This window comes from Streptomyces litchfieldiae, assembly GCF_031845365.1.
Taxonomy (GTDB): domain Bacteria; phylum Actinomycetota; class Actinomycetes; order Streptomycetales; family Streptomycetaceae; genus Streptomyces; species Streptomyces litchfieldiae.
This window is the reverse complement of the sequence record NZ_JAVREL010000021.1, coordinates 38,167-55,971: the sequence shown is the minus strand read 5'-3', so window position 1 is coordinate 55,971 and position 17,805 is coordinate 38,167. Positions and strand designations below refer to the sequence as shown.

The window sequence follows — 17,805 nt, the reverse complement described above, 5'->3', positions numbered from 1 at the left end:
GTGGAACGGGCGCGTCCGGGCGTGGGGCGGATGTAGGGTTCGGGATGATCGAGGCCCCTGCTGCGGAAGGTTCGGCGCGTGACCAAGCCCTTCACCCACCTGCACGTCCACACCCAGTACTCGCTGCTGGACGGAGCGGCGAGATTGAAGGACATGTTCAAGGCGTGCCAGGAGATGGGCATGTCGCACATCGCGGTCACCGACCACGGCAACCTGCATGGCGCGTACGACTTCTTCCAGCAGGCGACCGGCGCCGGGGTCACGCCGATCATCGGCATCGAGGCGTATGTGGCGCCGGAGTCTCGGCGGCACAAGCGACGGGTGCAGTGGGGCCAGCCGCACCAGAAGCGCGATGACGTCTCCGGTTCCGGTGGTTACACCCACAAGACGATCTGGGCGGCGAACAAGACCGGCCTGCACAACCTGTTCCGGCTGTCCTCCGACGCGTACACCGAGGGCTTCTTCGTCAAGTGGCCGCGCATGGACAAGGAGACGATCGCCCAGTGGTCCGAGGGGCTGATCGCCTCCACCGGCTGCCCGTCGGGCGAGGTGCAGACGCGGCTGCGGCTGGGGCAGCCCGAGGAGGCGCTGAAGGCGGCGGCCGAGTACCGGGACATCTTCGGGAAGGACCGGTACTTCCTGGAGATCATGGACCACGGGCTGGAGATCGAGACCCGGGTGCGGGACGGCCTGCTGGAGATCGGCCGCAAGCTGGGCATCCCGCCGCTGGTGACGAACGACAGCCACTACACGTACGCGCACGAGGCGGACGCGCATGACGCGCTGCTGTGCGTGCAGACCGGCAAGAACCTGTCGGATCCGGACCGTTTCCGCTTCGACGGCGCCGGTTACTACCTGAAGTCGCCGGAGGAGATGTACGCCATCGACTCCTCCGACGCCTGGCAGGAGGGCTGCCGCAACACCCGGCTGGTCGCCGAACAGATCGACACCTCCGGCTGGTTCGAGTCCCGGGACCTGATGCCGCGCTTCGACGTGCCCGAGGGCTACACCGAGGTGACCTGGTTCCAGGAGGAGGTCCGTAAGGGCCTGGCCCGCCGCTACCCGGGCGGAGTGCCGGAGGACCGGCAGCGGCAGGCCGAGTACGAGATGGGCGTCATCATCCAGATGGGGTTCCCGGGGTACTTCCTCGTGGTCGCCGACTTCATCATGTGGGCCAAGGAGCAGGGCATCGCGGTGGGCCCGGGCCGCGGCTCGGCGGCCGGCTCGCTCGTCTCGTACGCCATGGGCATCACCGACCTCGACCCGATCGACCACGGCCTGATCTTCGAGCGGTTCCTCAACCCCGAGCGCGTCTCCATGCCGGACGTCGACATCGACTTCGACGAGCGCAGGCGCGGCGAGGTCATCCGTTATGTGACGGAGAAGTACGGCGCCGACAAGGTGTCGATGATCGGCACCTACGGCACGATCAAGGCCAAGGCCGCGATCAAGGACGCCTCCCGCGTGCTGGGCTACCCGTACGCGATGGGCGACCGCATCACCAAGGCCATGCCCGCCGACGTCCTGGGCAAGGGCATCCCGCTCTCCGGCATCACCGACAAGGACCACCCGCGCTACAGCGAGGCGGGCGAGGTCCGGGGGATGTACGAGAACGAGCCGGACGTGAAGAAGGTGATCGACACCGCGCGCGGGCTGGAGGGCCTGGTCCGGCAGATGGGCATGCACGCGGCCGGCGTGATCATGTCCAGTGAGCGGCTGGTCGACCATGTGCCGCTGTTCGCGCCGAAGAACGACGGTGTGGTCGTCACGCAGTGGGACTATCCGACGTGCGAGTCGCTCGGCCTGCTGAAGATGGACTTCCTGGGCCTGCGCAACCTGACGATCATGGACGACGCCGTCAAGCTCATCAAGAAGAACAAGGGCGTCGACATCGAGCTGCTGAGCCTGACGCTGGACGACCCCAAGACGTTCGAACTGCTCGGCCGCGGCGACACCCTGGGTGTCTTCCAGTTCGACGGCGGGCCCATGCGGTCTCTGCTGCGCATGATGAAGCCGACCCACTTCGAGGACATCTCCGCCGTCGGCGCCCTGTACCGGCCGGGCCCGATGGGCATGAACTCGCACATCAACTACGCGCTGCGCAAGAACGGCCAGCAGGAGATCACCCCGATCCACAAGGAGCTGGAGGAGCCCCTGAAGGAGGTCCTCGACGTCACCTACGGCCTGATCGTGTATCAGGAGCAGGTGCAGAAGGCCGCCCAGGTGCTCGCCGGGTACTCGCTCGGACAAGCCGACCTGCTCCGCCGCGCGATGGGCAAGAAGAAGAAGGAGATCCTCGACAAGGAGTTCGTGCCGTTCCAGCAGGGCATGCGGGGCAACGGGTACTCCGACGAGGCGATCCAGGCCGTGTGGGACGTGCTGGTGCCGTTCTCCGGCTACGCGTTCAACAAGGCGCATTCCTCGGCATATGGCCTTGTCACCTACTGGACGGCATATCTCAAGGCCAATTACCCGGCCGAGTACATGGCCGCGCTGCTCACCTCGGTCCGCGACGACAAGGACAAGTCGGCGGTCTATCTCAACGAATGCCGGCGCATGGGCATCAAGGTGCTCCCGCCGGATGTCAACGAATCCGAGGCGTTCTTTACGCCGCGCGGTGACGAGACGATCGTCTTCGGTCTCACCGCGGTGCGCAATGTGGGACAGAACGTGGTCGACTCGATCGTGGCGACGCGGAAGGCGAAGGGCAAATACAGCTCCTTCCCCGACTTCCTGGACAAGGTCGAGGCCGTCGTCTGCAACAAGCGCACCATTGAATCGCTCATCAAGGCGGGCGCGTTCGACACCCTGGGCCACACCCGCAAGGGCCTCATCGCGCATTTCGAGTCCATGATCGACAACGTGGTGCAGGTCAAGCGCAAGGAGGCCGAGGGGCAGTTCGACCTCTTCGGCGGCATGGACGACAAGGCCGACGGCGACGGCGGCCCCGGCTTCGGCATGGACGTCGTCTTCTCGGACGAGGAGTGGGAGAAGAGCTATCTCCTCGCCCAGGAGCGGGAGATGCTCGGCCTATACGTCTCCGACCACCCGCTCTTCGGCATCGAGCACGTCCTGGACGACAAGGCCGACGCGGCCATCTCCGCGCTCACCGGCGGGGATTACAGCGACGGCGCGATCGTCACCATCGGCGGCATCATCTCCGGCCTCCAGCGCAAGATGACCAAGCAGGGCAACCCCTGGGCCATCGCCACCGTGGAGGACCTGGCCGGCTCCATCGACTGCATGTTCTTCCCCGCCACCTACCAGTTGGTGTCGACCCAACTCGTCGAGGACGCCGTCGTGTTCGTCAAGGGCCGCCTCGACAAGCGGGAGGACGTGCCGCGCCTGGTGGCCATGGAGCTGATGGTGCCCGACCTGTCGGAGGCGTCGGCCGACGCGCCCGTGACGATCACCATCCCCACCCTCAAGGTCACCCCGCCGCTGGTCGAACGGCTCGGCGAGGTGCTCGGGCAGCACCGCGGGCCCACCGAGGTGCGAGTGAAGCTTCAGGGCACGCGCACCACGACGGTGCTGCGGCTGGACCGGCACCGGGTCCAGGCGGATCCGGCGCTCTTCGGCGACCTCAAAGCGCTCCTGGGGCCCACGTGTTTGGCGGGCTGATGCCCCCCTGTTGGCGCGATGATGGAATTCGCTTTACCCGAATAGGGCATTCAGCGGTCTACCTTCGGTGATAGGAATATCGCCGCAAGAGGGGTGGGTCGTTATGGATGCCCGCATGGTCGACAAGGCAGTCTTCCTCCTGTGTCAAGCGCATATGTCACGGCAGGATGCCGTGCGCGCGCTCGCCGAGTATTTCCCCGGAACCGCATTCGAGGACCGGCTCCGCTGTGTCCACGAGGCGTGGGACATCGTGCGCCGGGGCACGCCGCCCGTTGAGTCGGTGCGGTCCGAGGTATCCGACGCCCGCTATTTCGCGGCAGCACACGAAAGGCACGCATTCTCCGACTGAATTCAAGTCGGCTGGCGAGGGCGCGTTCCCCGGGGCGGGGGAACGCGCCCTCGTTCCGTTGCCGGGTCAGTTGTGGCCGAAGCGCTTCTCGCGCTTGCGGGCCTTCGGCTGTTCCAGGGAGCCGTCCGTCCGGGTCTGGGCGGGTGGGGGCTCCGGCGCCGGCGACGGGCGGTTGCGGTTCTTGTTCTTGGCCATGTTCGCCTCCAGGCTTGACACATCATCCGGTCGCGGAGGGCCGGCGCCACCAGATTCGCACGGCGCAACATAGTTCGCATTCCGGGCGGTCCGGGCGGCGGATTCGCCACGCCGAAGATCGAGTTGGCACAGATAACGGCGTGACGGTCGGGCAGACTCAAGAAAACGCTTCCGTGAAAGAAGGTGGAACGTGGACCGCTGCGTCGTCCTGGTGGATGCGGGCTATCTCCTTGGCGCAGCCGCCAGCCTTCTCGCCGGGGAGCCCGCCCGCCCCCGCATCACCGTTGATCACACCGCCCTCATCCAGGGCCTGCGCGAGCGCGCCGAGGCCGACACCGGCCGCGAGCTGCTGCGGATCTACTGGTTCGACGGCGCCCCCGACCGCGTGCCCCAGCCCGAGCACCGCCGGCTGCGCGTCATGCCCCGTGTCACCGTGCGCCTCGGCGCGTTGACGCGCAGCGACGGCCGCTGGGCGCAGAAGGGTGTGGACGCCGCGATGCACGCCGAGCTGACCGAGCTGGCGCGCAACCGCGCCTGCGCCGACATCGTGCTCGTCACCGGCGACGGCGACCTGCTGCCGGGCCTGATGTCCGCCAAGGAGCACGGCGTCGCCGTCCACCTGTGGGCCGTCCAGGCCGCCGACGGCGACTACAACCAGTCCGAGGACCTGGTCGCCGAGGCCGACGAGCGCCGGGTGCTGGACCGCGCCTGGATCACCCGCGCCGTCCGCGTCAACGAGGCGGTCGCCGTCGGCACTCCGCACACCGCCACCCGGCCCGAGATCGCCGCCATCCTCGCCGCCCCGCTGCCCGAGACCGCCGGCGCCCCGGCCGGGCGGCCCGCCGCCGCCCGCGAGCGGTCCGTCGCCGTGAAGAACGGCACCCCGCCCGCGGAGACCGCCTGTCCGCCGCCGGACCGGGACGCCACCGCGCCCGCCGTCAAGGGCGTGCCCACCCCCAAGGACCTCGCCTCCCTCGGCCGGCCCGCCCAGCCCGCCGCGACCGCCACGCTGCGCTGGTCGTCGGACCGCGGCTGGGTGGACCGCGGCACGCCCGAGGAGCCCCCGGAGATCTCCGCGCTGCCGATGCTGTCCCAGCTCACCACCGCGGAACAGCGCTGGGCCGACCGCGAGGAGGACATCACCGCGGTCAGCGGCGACCCGTTCGAGGTGGGCCAGGTCTTCGCCCGCCGCTGGGCCGAACGGCTCACCGCCCCGGCGCACTTGCAGCAGCTCTCCGGCGAATACCCGCGCATCCCGCACCGCATCGACGGCGAACTGCTGCGCTACGCCGCCCGGTTCGGGCTGCTGGCCCACAAGGACGACCAGATCGACGAGCAGGACCGGTACGCGATCCGGGCCGGCTTCTGGCGCGAGGTCGACGGCCGGACCGGCGCCGAGCGCGCCTCGTAGCGCGCCGGGCGGCCTTCTGTCCGGGCTGGGTCCGAAACGTGCCCCGGTGTCCGGGCTCCCGGGCCCGCCACGTAGGCTCGTTGCTCGTGGCCTCATCCATCGCACGGGCCGGCACCCCCACCTCAGCGGCAGAGCGCGCGCCGGGCACCGCGGCGACCGCGCGGGCCGCGTTCGCCGTGCGCGGGCTGACCAAGACCTACGCCGCGCCCCGCCGGTGGCGCCGCGCGGGACGGGACGCCGGGACCGCGCCCGTTCGCGCCAGCGACGGAATCGCGCTGGAGGTCTCCACCGGCGAGATCTTCGGGCTGCTGGGCCCCAACGGCGCCGGCAAGACCACCCTCGTGCGCCAGCTCACCGGGCTGCTGCGCCCCGACTCCGGCAGCATCACGCTGCTCGGCCACGACCTGGTGCGCCACCCCCGGCGCGCCGCCCGGCTGCTGGCCTACCTCGGGCAGGAGTCCACCGCGCTCGACGAGCTGACCGTCGCCCTCGCCGTCGAGACCACCGCCCGGCTGCGCGGCCTGGACGCCGACGCGGCCCGCCGCGAACGGGACGCCGTGCTCGACGAGCTGGGCCTGACGCCGCTGGCTGGCCGGCCGCTCAAGAAGCTCTCCGGGGGACAGCGCCGGCTCGCCTGCGTCGCCGCCGCCCTCACCGGCGGCCGCCCCGTTCTCGTGCTGGACGAGCCCACGGCCGGGATGGACCCCGTCGCCCGCCGCGCGGTCTGGGCCGCCATCGACCGGCGCCGCGCGGAGCACGGCACCACCGTCGTGCTGGTCACCCACAACGTCATCGAGGCCGAGACCGTGCTCGACCGCGTCGCCGTGCTGGACGCCGGGCGCGTCATCGCCTGCGACACCCCCGGCGGCCTCAAGGCCACCGTCGGCGCCGACGTCCGCCTGGACCTCGTCTGGCGCGGCGAGGCGCCGCTGGCCGTCCCGGAGATCGCCGAACTGTACGGCTCGGCCGTCATCACCGGCCGCCGCTGGACCCTGCGCCTGCCGCCCGAGCGCGCCCGCGCCGTGGTGGCCACCGTGACCGAGGGCCCGGCGTTCGCGGCGCTCGACGACTTCACGCTGGCCACCCCGAGCCTGGAGGACGTGTATCTGGCGCTGGGTGGCCGGGGCGAGGGACTGGAGCGCTCGTGACCGACCACCCCGCGCCCGCCCCGGGCGCCGTGCCGCTCGCGCCCGCCGCCCGGCTGTGGCCGGCGCTCGGCGCCGTCTACCGCGCGCAGCTCTCCCGGGCTCGGGTGGCGCGCATCCCGCTGCTGCTCGTCGCCACCTTCCAGTCGCTGGGGATCATGGTCCTGATGCGCGGCGTGGTGGACGGCGGCACCGGGGCGGAGGCCCGCGCCGTGGTGGCCGGGTCCGCCGTGCTCGTCGTGGCGTTCGTCGCGCTCAACCTCCTCGCCCAGTACTTCGGTCAGTTGCGGGCCGGCGGCGGGCTGGACCACTACGCGACGCTGCCGGTGCCCGCCGCCGCGGTGGCGCTGGGCACGGCCGCCGCGTACGCCTCGTTCACGGTGCCCGGCGTGCTCGTCACCGCCGTCGCAGGCGGCCTGCTCTACCAGCTTCCGCTGGGCGGCCTGTGGGTGCTGATCGCCGTGGTGCCGCTGGCCGGGGCCGCGCTCGCCGGGCTGGGCGCCGCGCTCGGCCTGCTGGCGCCACGCGCGGAGCTGGCCACGCTGTGCGGCCAGCTCGGCATGTCCGCCGCGCTGCTGCTCGGCGTGCTGCCCGAGGGCCGGCTGCCCGAGGCCGTGCAGCGGCTGCGCGAGCTGCTGCCCTCCAGCTACGGCGTCGACGCGCTGGCCGCCGCGCTCGGCCCCAGCCCCGACTGGGGCGGCGTCGCCGGCGACCTCGCGGTCTGCGCCGCGGTCGGTGCCGCCGCGCTGGCCCTGGCCACCTGGTCCTACCGCCGGGCCGCGCTGCGCTGAGCCGCGTCGAAGGCCGCGTCCCGGTGTGCTGATACGCCGAACGGCCGTCCCGCGGGCCGAACAGGTGGCCGGACCTGGCAGGATGACGGGGTGACCGTTCCCCAGCCTGCACCGGACAACAGCTCGGCCGCCGCGAACGGGGGCCACGACCCCTGGGCGCCGAAGCCCGCCGCCGAGGCGGACTCCGCCGGTGGGGGCGCGGCCGCGCCCGGGCGGCACTGGGGGCGGGAGATACGCGAGGCGGTGCTGGTCGCGCTGCCGGTCGCCGCGGTCACCGGTGTGCTTCTCGGCCTGTTGTGGCTGTGGCGGGCGCCGCGCGTGCCGCTGATCTCGGACGGCGAGGCCGTTCTCCTGGCGAACTCCGAGGGGCAGCAGGCCATCGGCGCCGACGGCGCCTTCCTGCTGTTCGGCCTCGCGATCGGCGTCGTGACCGGCGCCGTCGTCTTCGTCCTGCGCCGCCGCGGCGGCGTAGCCGTCGTGCTCGGCCTGACCGCCGGCGCGCTGCTCGGCTCCTGGCTGGCCTGGCGGCTGGGCGTCTGGCTCGGCCCCACCGAGGACATCGCCGCCCACGCCGAGTCCGTCGGCGCCGGCGTCCCGTTCGAGGCGCCGCTGGAGCTCGGCGCCCGCGGCGTGCTGCTGGGCCTGCCGTTCGCCGCGCTGCTCGGCCACCTGGTGTGCACCACGGCCTGGGGCCCGGTCGACCCCCCGCGGCACCCCGCCGAGCTGCCGAACTGGCGCGAACCGGCCGCGCCCGGCGCCGGCGACGAATAGTCGCTAACGCGCGATCGGCGCCGTCACCGCGTCCGTCAGCGTCACCAGGTCCGCCGGGGCCAGCTCGATCTCCAGGCCCCGGCGGCCCGCCGACACGAACACCGTCGCGTGGCCGGCGGCCGAGGAGTCCACCACCGTCGGCAGCCGCTTGCGCTGCCCCAGCGGGGAGATCCCGCCCAGCACATACCCCGTGGTCCGTTCGGCCGCCGCCGGATCGGCCATCGCCGCCCGCTTGCCGCCCACCGCCGCGGCCAGTGCCTTCAGCCCCAGCGACGCCGACACCGGCACCACCGCCACCGTCAGCGCCCCGTCCACCTCGGCCACCAGTGTCTTCAGCACCCGCCGGGGATCGGTGCCCAGCGCCCGCGCCGCCTCCTCCCCGTAGGAGGGCGCGGCCGGGTCGTGCTCGTAGGAGTGCAGCGAGAACGCCACCCCCGCCCGGGTCGCCGCCACCGTCGCGGGCGTGCCGCCCGCCGCCGGGCGCTGCTTCCTGCCCACGTCCCAAGGCCCCCTTCGCCGCTGTCAGTTCAGGCTGGTGGGGCGCACCGTGTACTCGGCCCCCGGCACCGACGGGAGCTTACTGATCAGTGCCGTTTCCTGCCGCAGGATTCTCAGCTCCTCGGCCAGCCGGGTCGCGGTGTCCCGCGCCTGCAACAGCCGCTGCTTGTCGCCCGTGTACAGCGTCGTGGCCGCCGCCACCAGATACGACACCACCGACGGATCCTCCGGCAGCTCCTGCCCGGGCGCCAGCGTCCGTTCGTTCGCCCCGGCCAGCACCTTCTGGTACGAGCGGAACGCCCGCAGCACCCCCGAGGCCAGCGCGCCCGCGCCCTCCCCGGCGACCTCCGGCAGCGGCTCCACCTCGGCCGTGAGATACGGCCCGCTCGCGTCCACCGAGACCAGCCGGAACCGGGTCGTCCCGGTGGCCAGCACCTCGTAGCCCTCCGGCGGCTTGCCCTCCCCGGCGCCCGGCCGGGCCCGGATCGTCGAGGCGTCCGCGACACAGCCCACGGCGTGGAACGACTTCATCGGGTCCGCCGCGAACCCGGCCGTCGGCCCGGCCTCCGGCGGCTCCGAGCCGTCCGGCAGCCCCAGCGCGCTGGGCGCCACCTCGTGCCCGTCCCTGATCGCGACCACCCCGAACGGCCGTGGCCCGTCGCCGGGCAGCTCCAGCAGATCCCGCATCAGAGCGCGATACCGGGCCTCGAACACGTTGAGCGGCAGCACGAGCCCGGGGAACAGAACGGTGTTCAGCGGGAAGAGCGGCAGGCGCGTGGTCGTCACGACCGGCCAGCCTATCGGCTGCCCTTCCGCCCAGGGCCCGCATCGTGAAACGCGGCCGCGGCCCCGGAGAGCCGTCTGCGAGACTGGAGAGGTGCTGAACCGAATCGATCTGCGGGATTCGCCCACCCCGGGCGTGATCGACCGCGACCTGCTGCCCCGCGCCGAGCTCGACGTCGAGGCCGCCCTGGAGAAGGTGCGGCCCATCTGCGACGACGTGCGCCATCGCGGCACCGCGGCGCTGATCGACTACGCGCGGCGGTTCGAGCAGGTCACCATCGAGCGCACCCGCGTCCCGGCCGAGGCGCTGACCCGCGCGCTGGCCGAGCTCGACCCCGCCGTGCGGGCCGCCCTGGAGGAGTCCGTCCGGCGCGCCCGCCTCGTCCACCGCGACCAGCGGCGCACCGACTCCACCGTGCGCGTCGTCCCCGGCGGCACCGTCACCGAGCGCTGGGTGCCCGTGGAGCGTGTCGGCCTGTACGTGCCGGGCGGCCAGGCCGCCTACGGGTCGTCCGTCGTGATGAACGTGGTGCCCGCCCAGGAGGCCGGCGTCGCCTCGCTCGCCGTCGCCTCGCCGCCCCAGAAGACCCCCGGGAACGACTGGGGCGAGGGCCTGCCGCACCCGACGATCCTGGCCGCCTGCGCGCTGCTCGGCGTCACCGAGGTGTACGCGGCCGGCGGCGCCCAGGCCATCGCCATGTTCGCCCACGGCACCGAGGAGTGCCCGCCGGTCAAGCTCGTCACCGGCCCAGGGAACGTCTACGTGGCCGCGGCCAAGCGCCTCCTCAAGGGCATCATCGGCATCGACGCCGAGGCCGGCCCCACCGAGATCGCCGTGCTCGCCGACGACAGCGCCGACCCCCGGCTGATCGCCGCCGACCTCATCAGCCAGGCCGAGCACGACGCGCTGGCCGCCGCCGTCCTGGTCACGCCCTCCGCCGCGCTCGCCGACGCCGTGGACGCCGAGCTGGCCGTCCAGGTGCCCGCCGCCAAGCACCACGCCCGCATCGCCGAGGCGCTGGCCGGCCGGCAGTCCGCCGTCGTCCTGGTCACCGACCTCGACCACGGCCTCGCTGTCACCGACGCCTACGCCGCCGAGCACCTGGAGATCCACACCGAGAACGCCGCCGAGATCGCCGCCCGCGTGCGCAACGCCGGCGCCGTCTTCGTCGGCCCGCACGCGCCGGTGTCGCTGGGCGACTACTGCGCGGGCTCCAACCACGTGCTGCCCACCGGCGGTTGCGCCTGCCACTCCTCGGGCCTGTCCGTGCAGTCCTTCCTGCGCGGCATCCACGTCGTGGACTACGACCGGGACGCCCTGGCCGGGGTCGCCCACCATGTGATCGCCCTCGCCGAGGCGGAGGACCTCCCCGCCCACGGCACCGCGGTCAAGGTACGGCTCGACAACTGGAAGGCCCCGCACAGCAAGTGACACCCATCGACGACCTCCCCATCCGCGACGAGCTGCGCGGCAAGACCCCGTACGGCGCGCCGCAGCTCGACGTCCCGGTCCGGCTCAACACCAACGAGAACCCGTACCCGGTCCCCGAGGACCTGGTGCGCCGCATCACCGAGCGCGTGTCCGACGCCGCCCGCGGGATGAACCGTTACCCCGACCGGGACGCGGTGGTGCTGCGCACCCAGCTCGCGCACTACCTCTCCCGCACCACCGGCCACCAGGTCGGCCCCACCCAGGTGTGGGCGGCCAACGGTTCCAACGAGGTGCTCCAGCAGCTCCTCCAGGCGTTCGGCGGCCCGGGCCGCACCGCCCTCGGGTTCGACCCGTCCTACTCGATGCACGCCCTCATCTCCCGCGGCACCGGCACCGGCTGGATCTCCGGGCCGCGCACCGAGGAGTTCAACATCGACCGGGCCGCCGCCGTCGCGGCCATCGCCGAGCACCGGCCCGACGTCGTGTTCATCTGTTCCCCGAACAACCCCACCGGCACCGCCGTCGACGAGGAGACCGTCCTCGCCCTGTACGAGGCGGCCCAGGCCGCCGCGCCGGGGCGGCACGGCGCGCTGGTCGTGGTGGACGAGGCGTACGCCGAGTTCAGCCACCGCCCCTCGCTGCTCCCGCTGATCGAGGGCCGGCCCACGCTCGTGGTCACCCGCACCATGTCCAAGGCGTTCGGCGCGGCCGGCCTGCGCCTGGGCTACCTCGCCGCCGACGCCGCGGTGGTCGACGCCGTGCAGTTGGTGCGCCTGCCGTACCACCTCTCCGCGATCACCCAGGCCACGGCGCACGCCGCCCTGGAGTTCGCCGATACGCTGCTGGGGTACGTGGCGGAGCTCAAGGCCGAGCGGGACCGGCTGGTCACCGAGCTCACCGACATCGGCTGCGAGGTCACCGAGTCCGACGCCAACTTCGTGCAGTTCGGCCGTTTCGACGACGCGCAGGACGCGTGGCGGCGGCTGCTGGAGCACGGTGTCCTCGTCCGGGACAACGGGGTGCCGGGGCGGCTGCGGGTCACGACCGGGACCCGCGCGGAGAACGACGCGTTCCTCGACGCGGTACGCGCAGTGCGGAAGGAGATCAGCCAATGACCCGCGTGGGCCGCGTGGAGCGCACCACCAAGGAGACCTCGGTGCTCGTCGAGATCGATCTCGACGGCAGCGGAAAGGTCGATGTGTCGACAGGGGTCGGCTTCTTCGACCACATGCTGGACCAGCTCGGCCGGCACGGCCTGTTCGACCTCTCCGTGAAGACGGAGGGCGACCTGCACATCGACAGCCACCACACCATCGAGGACACCGCCCTCGCCCTCGGCGCCGCCTTCCGGCAGGCGCTGGGCGACAAGAGCGGCATCGTCCGGTTCGCCGACGCCTCGGTGCCGCTGGACGAGTCCCTGGCCCAGGTCACCGTGGACCTCTCCGGCCGCCCCTACCTCGTGCACCGCGAGCCGGAGGGCATGGCGCCGATGATCGGCTCCTACGACACCACGATGACCCGGCACATCCTGGAGTCCTTCGTCGCCCAGGCCCAGATCGCGCTGCACGTCCATGTGCCCTACGGGCGGAACGCGCACCACATCGTGGAGTGCCAGTTCAAGGCGCTCGCCCGGGCCCTGCGGTACGCCAGCGAGATCGACCCCCGGCAGACGGGGATTCCCTCGACCAAGGGCGCGCTGTGAACGGAGTCTCCACGCTGCTCATCGTCGTGGGCCTGTTCTTCGCCGGCGGCGTCTACTCGTTCGCGAAGCAGGGGCTGCCCCGCGGCGTCGTCGTGCTGCTCGGCATCGCCAGCGGCCTGTGCCTGCTCGCCGGCGTGCTCCGGCTGGAGGGATGACCATGAGCACAGCCACCAAGAACGTGGTCGTCTTCGACTACGGCTTCGGCAACGTCCGTTCCGCCGAGCGCGCGGTCGCCCGGGCCGGGGCCCGGGTCGAGATCACCTCCGACCTGGACGCCGCGCTGAACGCCGACGGCCTGCTGGTGCCCGGCGTCGGCGCGTTCTCCGCCTGCATGAATGGCATCCGCGCCGCCCGCGGCGACTGGGCGGTCGGCCGGCGCCTGGCCGGCGGGCGGCCCGTGCTGGGCATCTGCGTCGGCATGCAGATCCTCTTCGCCCGGGGCATCGAGCACGGCGTGGAGTCCGACGGGCTCGACCAGTGGCCGGGCACCGTCGGGCCCCTGAAGGCCGACACCGTGCCCCACATGGGGTGGAACACCGTCCGCGCCCCCGAGGGCTCCCGGCTCTTCGCCGGACTGTCGCCCGAGGACCGGTTCTACTTCGTGCACTCCTACGCCGTGCACGACTGGGAGCTGCCCGCCGACAGCGGCGGCACCGCGGCCCTGACCGCCCCGAAGGTCACCTGGTCCACCCACGGCGAGCCGTTCATCGCCGCCGTGGAGAACGGGCCGCTGTGGGCCACCCAGTTCCACCCCGAAAAGTCCGGAGACGCCGGCGCCCGCCTCCTCACCAACTGGATCGAGACCCTCTGATGCTGGAACTGCTTCCCGCCGTCGATGTCCGCAACGGCCAGGCCGTCCGCCTGGTCCACGGTGAGTCCGGCACGGAGACCTCCTACGGCGACCCGCTCCAGGCGGCCCTCGCCTGGCAGCGCGCCGGCGCCCAGTGGCTGCACCTGGTGGACCTGGACGCCGCGTTCGGCACCGGCGACAACCGGGACCGGATCGCCGAGGTCACCCGCGCCATGGACATCAAGGTCGAGCTGTCCGGCGGCATCCGCGACGACGACACCCTCGCCGCCGCGCTCGCCACCGGCTGCACCCGGGTCAACCTGGGCACCGCCGCGCTGGAGTCCCCGGACTGGGTGGCCAAGGTGATCGCCGAGCACGGCGACCGCGTCGCCGTGGGCCTGGACGTGCGCGGCACCACCCTGCGCGGCCGGGGCTGGACCCGGGACGGCGGCGACCTGTACGAGACGCTGGAGCGGCTCAACCGCGAGGGCTGCGCCCGTTATGTCGTCACCGACATCAACAAGGACGGCACCCTCCAGGGCCCCAACCTCGACCTCCTGCGGAACGTGTGCGCCGCCACCGACCGCCCCGTCGTCGCCTCGGGCGGCGTCTCCTCCCTGGACGACCTGCGGGCCATCGCTACCCTGGTGCCCGAGGGCGTCGAGGGGGCCATTGTCGGGAAGGCGCTGTACGCCAGGGCGTTCACCCTGGAGGAGGCGTTGGAGGCCGTGACCCCATGAGCATCGAGCGTGTGCGGAGCGGAAGTCCCTGGCAGGAGTCCATCGGGTCCGCACGCGCGGTGGCGGCCGGGGATCTCGTCCTGGTCGCGGGAACGCTGCCGCCGGCGGCCGGGGCGGCCGCCGTCGGCGATCCCTACGAACAGGCCAGGTCGGCGCTGACCGAGGCCGTCGCGGCGCTGGAACCGTTCGGGATCGGCGCCGCATCCGTCATCCGCACCCGGATGTACATCAGCCACGCCCGCGACGCGGAGGAGGTCGGCCGCGCCCATCAGGAGCTGTTCGCCGACATCCGCCCGGTGACCACGGTCGTGGTGGTCGCCGGTTTCACCGACTCGCGGGTGCTGGTGCAAGTCGAGCTGGAAGCGTACCGAGGAGCCGCACCATGAGCCTGGCCGTACGAGTCATCCCCTGCCTGGACGTGGACGGCGGCCGGGTCGTCAAGGGCGTCAACTTCGAGAACCTGCGGGACGCGGGCGACCCGGTGGAGATGGCGCAGATCTATGACGCCGAGGGCGCCGACGAGTTGACGTTCCTGGACATCACGGCCTCCTCGGGCAACCGCGAGACCACATACGACGTGGTGCGCCGCACCGCCGAGCAGGTCTTCATACCGCTCACGGTCGGCGGCGGCGTCCGCACCACGGAGGACGTCGACCGGCTGCTGCGCGCCGGGGCCGACAAGGTCGGGGTCAACACCGCCGCCATCGCCCGGCCGGAGCTGATCCGGGAGATCGCCGAGCGGTTCGGCAGCCAGGTGCTGGTGCTGTCGGTGGACGCCCGGCGCTGCCCGGAGGGCACGGTGACGCCCTCGGGGTTCGAGGTGACCACGCACGGCGGGCGGCGCGGCACCGGGCTGGACGCGGTCGAATGGGCGCACCGCGCCGGTGAGCTGGGCGTGGGGGAGATCCTGCTGAACTCCATGGACGCGGACGGCACCAAGGACGGCTACGACACGTCGATGATCGCGGCCGTCCGCAAGGTGGTGACCGTTCCGGTGATCGCCTCGGGCGGCGCCGGGCGGCTGGAGCACTTCGCGCCGGCCGTCGAGGCGGGCGCGGACGCCGTGCTGGCGGCGTCGGTCTTCCACTTCGGTGAGCTGCGCATCGGCGAGGTGAAGCAGGCGCTGAACGGCGCCGGGTACACCGTTCGTTAGCCGGCGTCCGGCCTGGTCCGGACCGCGGGAATCGCTTTCTATCCCATTTTTCTTTTCAACTCCCGCGCAACGAGCTGCTGCGCGGGCTGTTGACAGTGAAGTAGCAAGCGCTTACCGTCCGACGGTAAGCGCTTGCCCGGGGTGGGGACGAACCCCCGGGCGAGCCTTTCACCATCCTTCGGCAGGCGCCTGATGCCGGAGACCTTTCGCGAGGCGAGAGCCGCCTCTTCACGTGCTCGGGAAAGGAAGGCGTACCACCCATGCGGTTATCCAGGAGCAGGAAACGACGCGGGCCGCTGCCCGCCGCCGTGGTCGCGGGGGCGCTGACCGTCGTGACGCTCGGCGGGGCCGGCTGGGCCGCCCCGGCCCCCGGGCCGGAGCCCGCGCCGGCCGCCGCGGCCGGGGCGCTCGCCGACACGGCGGACGGCTTCGCGGGGGTCAACGCCCTCGGGCAGAACGGCACCACCGGCGGCGCGGGCGGCGAGGTGGTCACCGCGACCACCACGGAGCAGTTCCTCGACTACATCTCCCGGCCGGAGCCGCTGGTCGTGCAGGTCAGCGGGGCGATCGCGCTGCCGACCGGGAACAGCGACGGCATGCACAACGTGGCCTCGGACAAGACCGTCATCGGTCTGGGCGACGACGCAGCGCTGACCGGCGGGGGCCTCAACATCGGGCTGCCGGTGGATGAGGACGCCACCACGCCGCCGGCCGGCGCCGTGCACAACGTGATCATCCGGAATCTGTCCCTTTCGGGTGCGACCGACGACCTGATCAATGTGCAGATGTTCTCCCACCACATCTGGATCGATCACAACGACTTCTCGAACGGCGACGACGGCGCCGTGGACATCAAGCGCGGCTCGGACTACGTCACCGTGTCGTGGAACCACTTCCACGACCACGACAAGACGCTGCTGCTCGGCCACGACGACGACAACGCCGCGCAGGACGACGGGCGGCTGCGGGTGACCTATCACCACAACTGGTTCGACGCGTCCGACCAGCGCAACCCCCGGGTCCGCTTCGGCGAGACGGTGCACGTCTACAACAACTACTACTACGAGAACAGCTATGGCGTCGTCTCGGCCATGGACGCGGGCGTGGTGCTGGAGGGCAACTACTTCTTCAGCGTCAACAACCCCGCCCGCGTGGACTTCAGCGGCGATCTGGGCCGGCTGGTCCAGCGGGACAACATCCTCGTGGACTGCAACCACGAGATAGAGACGCGCGGTTCGGTCGCGGAGCCGGCCACGTACTACTCCTACGACGCGGACCCGGCCGCCGACGTTCCCACCCTGGTGCCGGCCGGTGCCGGCGTCGGGAAGATCTGAGGAGGAAGCCATGCACGAGCTGCCCCCGATCACCCGCCGCCGGCTGCTCGCCGGTTCGGCGGCGACCGCCGCCGCGCTGGCCGCGGCCACCGGCCCCGCGCGGGCCGCCGCCCGCCCCCGCTCCGCGCCCGCGGTGCGGCCGTTCGCCGACACGGCCGACGGTTTCGCCGGCGTCAACTCCCTGGGCCAGAACGGCACCACGGGCGGCGTGGGCGGCGAGGTGGTCACCGTCACCGACGCCGAGACGTTCCTCGACTACTGCGACCGCAACGAGCCGTACGTCATCCAGGTCCAGGGGACCATGCGGATCAGCAGCAAGCAGGGCGTGCGGTCCAACAAGACCATCGTCGGCCTCGGGACGAACGCCGAGATCGCCGGCGGCGGCCTGGACATGTACCGCCGGCAGAACGTGATCATCCGCAATCTGCGCTTCACCGGCGCCGACGACGACGCGATCAGCATCCAGCAGGACTCGCACCACATCTGGATCGACCACTGCGACTTCAGCACGGGCGCCGACGGCCTGATCGACATCGTGCGCGGGGCGGACTACATCACCGTCTCGTGGAACCACTTCCACGACCACAGCAAGACGATGCTCATCGGCCACTCCGACTCCAACGGCAGCCAGGACACCGGAAAGCTGCGGGTCTCGTTCCACCACAACTACTTCGACGGCACGGACCAGCGGCACCCGCGCGTCCGGTTCGCCGAGCCGGTGCACGTCTACAACAACTACTTCCGGAACAACAGCCTCTACGGCGTGGCGTCCACCGAGAACGCGGGCGTGCTCGTCGAGGGCAACTACTTCGAGAACGTGCCCCACCCCATCTACTCGGGCTACGACGAGAGCGGCCCAGGCCGGGTGGTGGAGCGCCGCAACGTGTACGTCGGGTCCGGGACGCCCGAGACGCTGGGCACGGTCGCCGAGCCGAGCACCTACTACGCGTACACGCTGGACGATCCGGCGTCGCTGCCGCGGATCGTCCCGGCGGGGGTCGGCGTCGGCCGCGTCGCCTGAACTTCCGGCCGCCTCCCGGCACTTCACGTGCTGCTTCACCCCCACACCCCCACATCACCCCCCACGACA

General features: G+C 72.0%; 19 protein-coding genes. 16 read left to right on the top strand and 3 right to left on the bottom strand.

Features of this window, described 5'->3' with window-relative positions:
- Positions 1-78: 78 nt before the first annotated feature.
- Together dnaE and RM590_RS28555 are read left to right on the top strand one after the other, a co-directional pair.
- Positions 79-3,621: a DNA polymerase III subunit alpha gene (gene dnaE, locus RM590_RS28560; RefSeq protein ID WP_311707624.1), complete on the top strand. Its 3,543-nt coding sequence runs from the start codon at positions 79-81 to the stop codon at positions 3,619-3,621.
- A 115-nt stretch (positions 3,622-3,736) separates the two neighbouring features.
- On the top strand, positions 3,737-3,970 hold the full coding sequence (locus RM590_RS28555; protein ID WP_311707623.1) for a hypothetical protein: 234 nt from the start codon (positions 3,737-3,739) through the stop codon (positions 3,968-3,970).
- 66 nt (positions 3,971-4,036) lie between these two features.
- On the opposite strand, the gene RM590_RS28550 is transcribed toward RM590_RS28555, so the two are convergent.
- Positions 4,037-4,165, bottom strand: a complete 129-nt coding sequence (locus RM590_RS28550; RefSeq protein WP_311707622.1) for a hypothetical protein — start codon at positions 4,163-4,165, stop codon at positions 4,037-4,039.
- 190 nt (positions 4,166-4,355) lie between these two features.
- On the opposite strand from RM590_RS28550, the gene RM590_RS28545 reads away from it, so the two are divergent.
- The 4 genes from RM590_RS28545 (at position 4,356) to RM590_RS28530 (ending at position 8,283) form a co-directional block, all read left to right on the top strand.
- On the top strand, positions 4,356-5,576 hold the full coding sequence (locus RM590_RS28545; protein ID WP_311707621.1) for an NYN domain-containing protein: 1,221 nt from the start codon (positions 4,356-4,358) through the stop codon (positions 5,574-5,576).
- A 176-nt stretch (positions 5,577-5,752) separates the two neighbouring features.
- A complete protein-coding gene (locus tag RM590_RS28540; RefSeq protein ID WP_311707693.1) occupies positions 5,753-6,724 on the top strand; it encodes an ABC transporter ATP-binding protein in 972 nt (323 codons plus the stop codon).
- Positions 6,721-7,512, top strand: coding sequence for an ABC transporter permease (locus tag RM590_RS28535; RefSeq protein ID WP_311707620.1), 792 nt, complete (start codon positions 6,721-6,723; stop codon positions 7,510-7,512). The genes RM590_RS28540 and RM590_RS28535 overlap by 4 nt, the downstream gene beginning before the upstream one ends.
- A gap of 90 nt (positions 7,513-7,602) precedes the next feature.
- Positions 7,603-8,283 carry an ABC transporter permease gene (locus tag RM590_RS28530; protein ID WP_311707619.1) on the top strand — a complete coding sequence of 227 codons (681 nt, stop codon included), beginning with the start codon at positions 7,603-7,605 and terminating at the stop codon, positions 8,281-8,283.
- 3 nt (positions 8,284-8,286) lie between these two features.
- Here RM590_RS28530 and ybaK read toward each other — a convergent pair whose 3' ends face one another.
- A complete protein-coding gene (gene ybaK, locus RM590_RS28525; RefSeq protein ID WP_311707618.1) occupies positions 8,287-8,781 on the bottom strand; it encodes a Cys-tRNA(Pro) deacylase in 495 nt (164 codons plus the stop codon).
- 24 nt (positions 8,782-8,805) lie between these two features.
- Positions 8,806-9,567 carry an LON peptidase substrate-binding domain-containing protein gene (locus RM590_RS28520; RefSeq protein WP_311707617.1) on the bottom strand — a complete coding sequence of 254 codons (762 nt, stop codon included), beginning with the start codon at positions 9,565-9,567 and terminating at the stop codon, positions 8,806-8,808.
- A 91-nt stretch (positions 9,568-9,658) separates the two neighbouring features.
- On the opposite strand from RM590_RS28520, the gene hisD reads away from it, so the two are divergent.
- The 10 genes from hisD (at position 9,659) to RM590_RS28470 (ending at position 17,736) form a co-directional block, all read left to right on the top strand.
- A complete protein-coding gene (gene hisD / locus RM590_RS28515) occupies positions 9,659-10,996 on the top strand; it encodes a histidinol dehydrogenase (RefSeq protein ID WP_311707616.1) in 1,338 nt (445 codons plus the stop codon).
- Positions 10,993-12,111: a histidinol-phosphate transaminase gene (locus tag RM590_RS28510; RefSeq protein ID WP_311707615.1), complete on the top strand. Its 1,119-nt coding sequence runs from the start codon at positions 10,993-10,995 to the stop codon at positions 12,109-12,111. Before hisD ends, RM590_RS28510 begins: the two co-directional genes overlap by 4 nt.
- Complete coding sequence (gene hisB / locus RM590_RS28505; protein WP_311707614.1) at positions 12,108-12,698, top strand: imidazoleglycerol-phosphate dehydratase HisB; 591 nt, start codon at positions 12,108-12,110, stop codon at positions 12,696-12,698. The genes RM590_RS28510 and hisB overlap by 4 nt, the downstream gene beginning before the upstream one ends.
- On the top strand, positions 12,695-12,853 hold the full coding sequence (locus RM590_RS28500; protein WP_311707613.1) for a hypothetical protein: 159 nt from the start codon (positions 12,695-12,697) through the stop codon (positions 12,851-12,853). The genes hisB and RM590_RS28500 overlap by 4 nt, the downstream gene beginning before the upstream one ends.
- Positions 12,854-12,855: 2 nt before the next feature.
- Positions 12,856-13,509 carry an imidazole glycerol phosphate synthase subunit HisH gene (gene hisH / locus RM590_RS28495; protein ID WP_311707612.1) on the top strand — a complete coding sequence of 218 codons (654 nt, stop codon included), beginning with the start codon at positions 12,856-12,858 and terminating at the stop codon, positions 13,507-13,509.
- Positions 13,509-14,228, top strand: a complete 720-nt coding sequence (priA, locus tag RM590_RS28490; RefSeq protein ID WP_311707611.1) for a bifunctional 1-(5-phosphoribosyl)-5-((5-phosphoribosylamino)methylideneamino)imidazole-4-carboxamide isomerase/phosphoribosylanthranilate isomerase PriA — start codon at positions 13,509-13,511, stop codon at positions 14,226-14,228. The genes hisH and priA overlap by 1 nt, the downstream gene beginning before the upstream one ends.
- Entirely contained in the window at positions 14,225-14,614 is a 390-nt protein-coding gene (locus RM590_RS28485) for a Rid family hydrolase (protein WP_311707610.1), read from the top strand. The genes priA and RM590_RS28485 overlap by 4 nt, the downstream gene beginning before the upstream one ends.
- A complete protein-coding gene (gene hisF / locus RM590_RS28480; protein WP_311707609.1) occupies positions 14,611-15,381 on the top strand; it encodes an imidazole glycerol phosphate synthase subunit HisF in 771 nt (256 codons plus the stop codon). The genes RM590_RS28485 and hisF overlap by 4 nt, the downstream gene beginning before the upstream one ends.
- A gap of 260 nt (positions 15,382-15,641) precedes the next feature.
- The gene (locus RM590_RS28475) at positions 15,642-16,715 is read left to right on the top strand and encodes a pectate lyase family protein (RefSeq protein WP_311707608.1); all 1,074 of its coding nucleotides are present in this window, start codon (positions 15,642-15,644) and stop codon (positions 16,713-16,715) included.
- 10 nt (positions 16,716-16,725) lie between these two features.
- Positions 16,726-17,736 carry a pectate lyase family protein gene (locus tag RM590_RS28470; protein ID WP_311707607.1) on the top strand — a complete coding sequence of 337 codons (1,011 nt, stop codon included), beginning with the start codon at positions 16,726-16,728 and terminating at the stop codon, positions 17,734-17,736.
- Positions 17,737-17,805: the final 69 nt, after the last annotated feature.